Raw genomic sequence first — 228 nt, 5'->3', positions numbered from 1 at the left:
TCAGGTGATGTGAAAAAGTTTACTGAAAATCAAGCGGGTACATTAATCGGAGCGGACAGCGGTATGGGTGCATCAGGTCTTAGTGTCCAGCAATGGCTCATGGCAGCTCTGATGGCGACTGGCACACCGATGAGCTGGCTTCCAGGTCCTATGACAAACGCACAGCACGAATCAAATGGTAACCCGAAAGCCATCAACTAGTGGGACTCCAACGCCAAGAAGGGAACG

The 228-nt window shown here is 51.3% G+C and carries 1 pseudogene; it reads left to right on the top strand.

From position 1 onward, the window contains the following. A pseudogene (locus tag KVT11_RS20925) lies at positions 1–198 on the top strand (hypothetical protein); the annotation flags it as partial. Between the last annotated feature and the right edge of the window lie 30 nt (positions 199–228).

Source organism: Bacillus sp. GbtcB10, from assembly GCF_019091365.1.
Taxonomy (GTDB): Bacteria; Bacillota; Bacilli; order Bacillales; family Bacillaceae; genus Bacillus; species Bacillus altitudinis.
This window is presented reverse-complemented; position numbering and strand designations above follow the sequence as displayed.